The sequence below is a fragment of the Veillonella parvula genome, assembly GCF_032472435.1.
In the GTDB taxonomy this organism is placed as follows: domain Bacteria; phylum Bacillota; class Negativicutes; order Veillonellales; family Veillonellaceae; genus Veillonella; species Veillonella parvula_N.
The window spans coordinates 484,302-493,328 of sequence record NZ_JAWEGM010000002.1 but is presented as its reverse complement, the minus strand read 5'-3'; the positions used below and the strand labels follow the sequence as shown (position 1 = coordinate 493,328).

Annotated in this window: 7 protein-coding genes and 1 rRNA gene; all 8 read left to right on the top strand. The window is 39.1% G+C overall.

The genetic code is table 11. The features are described 5' to 3' along the window. Positions 1–99, top strand: a 5S ribosomal RNA gene (gene rrf, locus E7A03_RS05320); the annotation flags it as partial. Positions 100–654: 555 nt separating this feature from the next. Continuing rightward, entirely contained in the window at positions 655–1,026 is a 372-nt protein-coding gene (locus E7A03_RS05315; protein WP_004697943.1) for a CGGC domain-containing protein, read from the top strand. Positions 1,027–1,180: 154 nt separating this feature from the next. Further along, positions 1,181–2,353, top strand: a complete 1,173-nt coding sequence (locus E7A03_RS05310; RefSeq protein WP_004697896.1) for a M48 family metallopeptidase — start codon at positions 1,181–1,183, stop codon at positions 2,351–2,353. Between the two features lie 629 nt (positions 2,354–2,982). Further along, positions 2,983–3,594 (top strand): MotA/TolQ/ExbB proton channel family protein, encoded by a 612-nt coding sequence (locus E7A03_RS05305; RefSeq protein WP_004694376.1) that lies wholly within the window; start codon positions 2,983–2,985, stop codon positions 3,592–3,594. Then, on the top strand, positions 3,591–3,995 hold the full coding sequence (locus tag E7A03_RS05300; RefSeq protein ID WP_004694375.1) for an ExbD/TolR family protein: 405 nt from the start codon (positions 3,591–3,593) through the stop codon (positions 3,993–3,995). The genes E7A03_RS05305 and E7A03_RS05300 overlap by 4 nt, the downstream gene beginning before the upstream one ends. Before the next feature lie 4 nt (positions 3,996–3,999). Beyond that, a complete protein-coding gene (locus E7A03_RS05295; RefSeq protein WP_278604385.1) occupies positions 4,000–4,746 on the top strand; it encodes an energy transducer TonB in 747 nt (248 codons plus the stop codon). 177 nt (positions 4,747–4,923) lie between these two features. Further along, positions 4,924–6,870, top strand: a complete 1,947-nt coding sequence (locus E7A03_RS05290; RefSeq protein ID WP_316073805.1) for a TonB-dependent receptor — start codon at positions 4,924–4,926, stop codon at positions 6,868–6,870. 143 nt (positions 6,871–7,013) lie between these two features. Further along, entirely contained in the window at positions 7,014–8,996 is a 1,983-nt protein-coding gene (locus E7A03_RS05285) for a TonB-dependent receptor plug domain-containing protein (RefSeq protein WP_278467288.1), read from the top strand. The last annotated feature ends 31 nt before the right edge of the window (positions 8,997–9,027 follow it).

Below are 9,027 nucleotides of genomic sequence, written 5' to 3'. Positions count from 1 at the left end.
GAGGATCCACCTGTTCCCATCTCGAACACAGTAGTTAAGCTCATAAACGCCGAAAGTACTTGGCTGGAGACGGCCTGGGAGGATAGGAAGCTGCTGATTAAGCTAAAGGCACACCTGAGGGTGTGTCTTTTTTTTGTATGGCTTCCTATCCTCCCAGGGGACCTGGTAAGCAGGGCAGTAAAAGTAGGGCAGTAGAAGATGGAGGAGCAACGCGACGACAGATTCACTGCATCACTTTCTTCCGAACGTAAGATTTACCGAACTGCGAAGCAGTGAAGGGAAATCCACAGTAAGGAAGCAAGTAGGGCAAGTTAAAGGTAATAAGAATTAAACGACGACAGATTCACTGCATCGCTTAGTTCGGAGCGTAAGATGGATATGTAGCGCAGCTACATAGGTCCATCCACAGCGACGAACACCCAGTATTTTGGAGGGAAGAACCGTATATAAGAACTTGCTGATTAAGCTAAAGGCACACCTGAGGGTGTGTCTTTTTTTGTATGGATTTTTATTCTTTTAAGGGAACTAATGAGCAAAGCAGTAGACGTTGAAGGAGTTACTTATATAATTAGTATTAATTATCGTGCTTTGAAGCACATATTTTTCTCATGGATATGGTATACTTAGGCTTATATCATATTTATAGGAGGTCATATGGCTAAGAAAATTGCGGTCCTCGTTAATGAGGAGACAATGCAGCGCTGTTCTTGTGGCGGTTGTTTGAAAGCATTTATGAATAAAGCGGATTCTTTTGAGCGTTATGCTGATGAGGATATTGAGTTGGTGGGGTTCACACATAGCGGTGGGGATCTTGCTAAGAAAATCGAGTCTTTTAAGAAAAAAGGTGTTACTACGGTACATCTTTCTACATGTACGCGTGGTAAGAATGAAAATTATGAAAGCATCGCAGAGCAGTGTGCTGAGGCGGGCTTTGATGTAGTAGGCTATACACATGGTGGTGCTGTTTCTAAAGATGGTAAAGAAGCGATAGTACTTTCAGCTAAACCAGTAACGACAGATCAATAGTCAGCAATGCTTGAATTAACTATAACAATTTGCAATATCTTATAATAGATGAATAATTGTTCCATTATTCATTCTATATTTACACTAAACCTATATTATATAGATAGTATGTAAATTATGAGTGATATATTTATCATTTTGAGAGGTTGAGAGAATGAATAAGAAACTTACAGCGGCTACTTTATCTATTGCTATGGCAGTGACAATGGCACCTACTGTGATGCAAACGGCTTCTGTCAATGCTGCTTCTGCTGCGGTACAATCCTTAGCTGGTGGTGCTATTGCTATGGCTTACGTATCTACTGCATTAAATAAAATGGATAATTCTGCAGAGGGGCAACAGGAGAGTTTGGCGCGCACAAAAGAGAAAACTGGTTACTTAAACGATAGTGCAGCCCAAGAGCGTGTAAATCGAATCATGAAGACATTAGAGGCTACACCTAGTGTAAAGCGTTCTTACGTTGTATATGCAAATCCTGATGAGGAGTTTAATGCGTTTGCCACACTTGGCCGTGTTATGTCCATTAACAAGGGTGCTCTAGATACACTGGATGATGATCAATTAGCCTATGTAATGGCTCATGAAATCTCTCATGGTGAGCATAAAGATATTATTAATGGCGCTAAGAAGCAAATCGGTCTTTCTACAGCGGTTGGCATTGCTGCTGGCGGTAGTGAAGGTGCGGCTATTTTATCTAATGTGGCAGGCAACTACTTATCTAATCAAGTGTTTACGATGAGTCAAGAAAAAGCTGCTGATGAGTTAGGCTTTAAGATTTTAAGTGAATCTCCATACAATGTGGGTGGTGCAGCTGGTTCTATGGCAGTACTGCGCAACAAAGTGGGGGAACACTACCGTGAAGGGCTTTCACAAGTGGTAGCACCTAACAACCATCCAAAGTTGTCCGATCGGGTGAACAATAATATTTCTCGCATGTACGCCTATTCTGGGAACCATGTAAATGTATCGAATGGTACTGTGTACGTAAACGGTGATAATATCTATACTCCAGCAGGTAGTGGCCGTTACACAGGCGAAGAGCGTGCTTATTACATGGCCGGTAAATTGGCACGATTGTATCATAATAATCAAGTGACACCAGGTTCTGCATCGTATAGTGGTGACACTGTAACGGTAGCTGGTCAATCCATTGTTTCTACGCCAAATGCGGACGTAGCATTACAAGTGGCAACAAATCTTAATAATGCATTTGTAAAACCTGCAGGTTCTGCTGTTAATGCGAAAAAACCAATAAAGGTTAAACAAGAAAAACCTAAAAAGGTAAAAGAAAATAAAAAGGCAAAAGCTGATAAAGCTAAAAAATAAATAAGAGCTATACATGGCATATAATTTGCTTTAAGGATTTATGCTATTATAATGAGAATAATCAGAGGACTGAGCCCATGAAGGCTTAGTCCTCTTTTTATATAGATTGTAATATTTATAGTTTGAGTATAAGTTAATAAGTTTATAAGATATATTGAGCGCTATAGGAGTAATAAATAGACCGTAAAGATATGGATAGTCTGGAGTATAAGTATTATTCATGTATGAATAAATTATATTCATGAAGCAATAATAGATTCATAAAAATACAGAAAACCTTTGAGGGTAGGAAGTGAATTATAATAATTTTATACCGTAAAATATGAGGAATTCTCTTATTAAGCATAGTTTTAATAAATGCTTATATTATATTCTTTATAATAATTATAAAGCTTTTATGCGAGAATTTAATCTTGTCTATATATAGTGGATAGATGTATATTTAAGGTGGATGGAATATGTAGTTAGAATGGAATCCTATAGAAATATCATAACGGTAGGGGGTATAGGGTTATTGTACTTATAAATACTTTATAGGATAATGTCAATGTTGGTGGTTAATCTAATAATATAGATGACCATTTTTTTGTTAAATAACACGTAATTTTATATATTATATGGAGGCTATGATGGAGTATACAATTCACCTATTTAATGCAGGTGGTTTCGTTATGTATCCACTTGTACTATTCATGTTAGCAGCATGTACTATTTTATTTGAACGTATTCGTACGTACAGAAACATCAATCATGAGTTACAGCAGTTGTCCGATAGCATTGATGCCGGTCGTAATAGTAATAATTGGTCTACTCTAGAGAATTCTATAAAAAATAGTGATGATGCATTGAGTCGATTCGTGTCTCCTATCGTGGAGTCTGTATATAGTGCGGAAGGTTTAGAGAATCGTTTACATGATGTGGTAGGGTACATGGATGAACGTTTAAAACGTGGTCTTAACTGGCTTAGCATGATGGTAACAATGGCTCCATTACTTGGCCTTTTGGGTACTGTTGTTGGTATGATCCGCTCCTTCGCGGCCGTTGGTGGCGATATTGGTGCGCCTACTGTTATTACAGGCGGCGTATCCGAAGCGCTGGTTGCCACTGCAACAGGGCTTTCAGTAGCCATCGTAGCATTAGCCATCCATAGTTGGTGCACAGATAAAGTAAATTCAGATATCGCAAAGTTAGAGCAAAAATTAGGTTCTATTATGGATTTATATATTAGGAGTCAACGATGAAACGTAGTTCAGTAGGCATACAAAAAGAACCTACCATCATGATTATACCTATGATTGATATCGTTTTCTTCTTGCTCGTATTTTTCATGATGAGTACGTTGTACATGAATACAGAGGAACAAATTCCTCTTAACTTACCGAAGGCTTCCTCTTCTTCTGCTAAGACGATTGAGCCTATCACGATTTCATTAACAGCTACACATAAGATGTATTTGAATGAACGTGAGATTGTCCCTGATCAACTGGGCAATGAAATTCAAGGTATTGTTGCAAAAGAACCTCAACAGGCATTTATTGTGCGTGCCTCTGAGGATATTGCGTATAAGGACGTTATCAATATTTTAGATAATCTTAAAATTAGTGGTGCTCGGTTTGTTAGCGTAGCTACAGAACGGAAGTGATTCTATGGTAGATAAACGATATGGAATTCCTTTCGTAGCTGCATTGGCATTAAATCTTGTATATTGGGGTGTTGTAGGTGATTGGTTTGGTCATATAAAACCTCCAGAAACACCCAAAAAAGACTTGGTTATCAACCTTGATATGGGGCAGCAAGAACCTCCTCAAGAGAAGAAAGATCCTGAGAAATTAAAGATTCAACCTGACGACAAACCAGTCGCAGGAGGCGGTAAAGCAGGTAGTGTATTGCCTGATTTATCGGGAAAGCCCACAGAAGGCTTAAAAAATCTGAATCCTTACTTAGGTGGTAATGAGACGGCATCAGTCAATTTGAATGGTAATACTGATAATCCTGTTGGCAATCCAGGCAGTGGCAATGTACCAGGCCCTGGTGGTGGTAACGCTGGCAATGGTGGTAAAGCTAATGATGGACCAGGCTCAGAAGGGGGAAATCCTGGTACTAGTAATACGGAAGGCACGGGTTACTTTGATGTTTCTGAATACCGAGCTAGCTTAGATGCTAATAAAGTAATGCCGCCACAAGCTGTTCGACGAGGTATTACCGGAGTAGTTACTATTAGAGTTTATTTTGATGGTGAAGGTAATTATGTAAGTGCTAGAATTGAAGAAAGCAGTGGCTCTAGTCTCCTAGATAATGATGCACTTGCACTTGCAGCTAGGTCAGGTGGTGCTATAAATACAACTGGCGAACCTAAATCAGATGTTTTTTATATAAGATATAGCTTTGAGTAGTGATTTGAATAGCTCGATTTAGTTGAAATTGAATCAATGAAAAGCAAATTTAATATGGAAAATATACTATGTAGGGGATATGAGGATACTCGTATCCCCTACACTAAATTGTCCGTTGTTGCAGTATTTAAGCTATAAATTAATAGATTTCAAATAGTTTTTAATAGAAGATATAGGATGATAAATGGAATGAACAAATATGTATACGCGGCCACAATGATAGGTTTATTTAGTGTGACTACTAATGGTTATACTGTAGATGTAACAACTAATCAAAGTCAAGAGGCGGCAAATATTATTAATATAACAGCTAATCGTACATCGTTATTAGATTTAGATACACCAGTATCGACTTCTGTTATTACTCAAGAGGATATACAAAATAGCGGTGCTAAGACGGCTTTTGATGCGGTCGCTAATGTACCGGGTGTAACCATTAACTCCTTTAGTGCGTCTGGCGCAGATTTTGGTGGCATGGATAGCCGTACGAATATTCGTGGTCTCGATCGCGGTGCACTTGTTCTTGTAAACGGTGTACCTATGAACTTAAATGGTAAGAGCGGAATTGGCTCTATACCTACTAGTGCGATTGAGCGCATCGAAGTCGTGAAGGGGGCAGCCTCCACCTTATATGGTGCAGAAGCTTTGGGTGGCGTTATAAATATCATTACAAAGACGCCGTCAAAAGAGGGCGGTTCTGCTACAGTAGCCGTGGGCAATCGAGGGGCTAAGCGATTTGATCTTTCTTATGGTACTGATCGTTTTCTTATTGGAATTGATAGAAAATACTGGGGAACTCAAGATCCATCTACACCTGTGCGGTATGACTATACGGGTCGCAAGGGTTATGATTACTACACTACGCGCAACAAGGGTAATTCCTTAGGCGTGTTCATGAGTGGTAAGCTTTCAGATAAGATAACCTTAAATTATAATCGCGCTGAAAGCCGTTCCTCCTTTGGTCTGATTAGTACAGAAACAAATCCTATGAGACAGGCTCATCATTCTACGACATATCATTACAAGGATGACCGCAACAATGCATCTTTGATTTATAAGGATGACAATACGACGGGAACATTGTTTTATAATGACCGTACTATGCGTGGTGAAAGCCGTGTTCATAGTGCTAAACAGTTCAAGCCGACCGAAACCAGTTATGTAGCTCGTCAATATGGTATAGATGTACAACATGAATGGGACTTTAGAGGCGGTAAGGACTACCTGATTGCCGGGGTTACAGGTAAGCAAGAAACCTATCGTGCCACACAGGCCCCTGTGTACACACGGCCTCATCGTAATACCTATGCGGTGTACAGTAGCTATTCTCGTGAAATCAATCCAAAATGGACTGCCATTTTGGGCTTGCGCTATACAGCTATTAGTGATCCTATTAAGGACCAACATGTGTTAACGCCTCAGTTCCAATTGTTGCATACCATCAATAAAGATTCCTCCATGTACTTAAATATAGGGAAAGCGTACACGATGCCTAGCTTGAGTGATACATTCCGCAGTGTAAACCGCCAATACACAGCAGTAAGTGGTAAAAATCTTAAGCCTGAAGAGGGTTGGAACTATGAATTAGGTTATAAACGCCTTAATAAGAAGGATAGCTGGAAGGTGGACGTGTTCTATATGGACTTCAAGAACTTCTTCCAATGGCAACCTGATGTAAATGGTCGCCCAACCGTTCGCGTAAACGGTGGTAAATTCCACAATGTTGGGATTGAAGCTGAGTATAGTAGACATTTGTCAGATCGACTCAAAATGAGTGTAAGTGGTTCTTATTCTAATCCAAAACAAAAGGAAATGAATGAAACCTATTGGAAACAAGCGGCTCCTAAGTTACAGTTTACAACCGGTGTTCATTATAAAAGCTCTACGTGGGATGCAGGCACATCTTTGAACTTTGTAACCAAACGTTTGCGCAATCGCGATGGTGGCTTGAACCCTAACATTGCTCTTTGGAATGCTTACGTTGGGTATCACTTTAATAAAGATGCTACATTACGCCTCGATGCACGCAATCTTTTGAATCGTCATAATGTGGTATCCAATGGAGATTATGAATATTGGGATGCACCATTCAATTATGAATTAAGTTATACACAAAAATTTTAATATGTATTAACGATACAATCCCCCGAGAATGCAGTAGTGGTAGGGGTATGGGTTTTGTGCGGTCCAAATAAATGTGTAATAATACAAATATGTAGTTTATATAATTGTGTGAATATATATATGTGTTAAGTGAGGCATTTGGTATGAGACAACAAATTAAGCATCGTATATCTATACTTGTAGGTTTAGCATTGATAGGATTGTCTGTGAATGGATATGCAGCAGAGGTAAGTGCTGATAAGACTCCCACTACAGCTGCATCAAGTGAAACTAATGGAGTATCTGAAATCCATACTATTAATGTAACAGCAAATCGCATGGCTCTTTTAGATTTAGATACGCCGGCTGCGATGGATGTTATTACTCAAAAGGACTTAGCTAATAGTGGTGCCAAAAATGCATTTGATGCGGTTAATATGGTACCCGGCATTACGTCTTTTTCCTATGGTGCATCTGGTCTTGAATATGGGGCTATGGATAGCCGTGTGAATATCCGTGGTCTTGAACGGGGCTCTTTGATTCTCATGAATGGGGTACCGATGAACCTCAATGGCAAGGGCGGACTTAGCTCTATTCCGACTAGCTCTATTGAACGCATTGAAGTATTAAAAGGTGCAGCGTCTGCTTTATATGGCGCTGATGCTATGAGTGGTGTTATCAATGTAATTACTAAGACTCCAAGTAAAGAAGGGGGCTCTGCTACGATAGGTTTTGGTAATATGGGCCGCCAAACTTATAAAATTAACTATGGGACGCCTCGCTTCTTAATAGGTGTGGAACGTAACTTTTTTGGCGCTCAAGATCCTGAAACCCCTATCCGCTCCGATATCGGTGGTTATGCTAGAGGGTATGAATATTATACAGCTCGTAACAAAGGGAATTCTTTAGGTGTATTTATGAGCGGTAAATTAAATGATAAGTTGACTTTGAACTTTAGCCGCTTTGAAGGTAATTCTTCTTTTGGACAGTTAAGTACAGAAACGAATCCTATTAAGCAAAAGCTTCACTCTACAACATATGCTTATAAAGATACTAAAAATAATGCGTCTTTAGTTTATAAAGATGGCAATACTACAGGTACAATCTTCTACAACGATAGAGATTTGTATGGTAAAAGTCGCGTACATAGCAAAAAGGCATATACGTTGAGTGATAATAACTATATTGCTCGACAATATGGTTTTGATGTACAACATGAATGGGATTTCCGCGGTGGTAAGGACTATTTTATTGCGGGTGTACTTGGTAAACGAGAAACATATCGCACCACATCTGGTCCGTACTATGGAAATCCACATCGCAATAGTTATGCCGTTTATGGTACATACTCTTATCAAATCAATCCTAAATGGACTAGTATTTTAGGCTTGCGTTATTCGGATATTAAAGACCCTGTGAAAAATCAGCGCGTATTAATTCCTCAGTTCCAATTACAACATCGTATCAACAAGGAATCATCCATGTATATAAATGTTGGTAAAGCTTTTAGAATGCCGAATCTAAGCGATACTTTCAAGAAAATTAATAAAGGCTATGCCTCTGTTAGTGGACGCAATTTGAAACCTGAAGAAGGTTGGAATTATGAATTAGGCTATAAACACATTACTAACAAAGACAGCTGGAAAGTAGCGCTCTTCTATATGGACTTTAAAAACTTCTTCTCTTGGAAACCAGATAGCAATGGTAAAAACACGATTCGCGTAAATGGTGGTCGTTATAGAAATGTTGGTATCGAAGCTCAATATGACCGTAAATTAACAGATCATTTGAAGATGACTGTGGGAGCATCGTATTCCAATCCTAAACAACGAGAAATCGATAAGACCTATTGGAAACAAGCTAATCCTAAATTGCAATTTACCGGGGGAATCCATTATAACAGCTCAACCTGGACTGCAGGTACTAGCATCAACTTTGTTACAAAACGGATGAAGAACCGCGATGGCGGCATTAATCCTAATCTCGTAGCTTGGAATGCATACGTAGGCTATCAGTTCAATGAAAACTCATCCTTGCGGCTAGATGCACGTAACTTGTTGAACCGTCACAATGTTATTTCCAACGGTGACTGGGAATACTGGGATGAACCATTTAATTACCAACTCAGCTATACTCAAAAATTCTAGACTTTATGTAATCACTAATTAGAACTATACA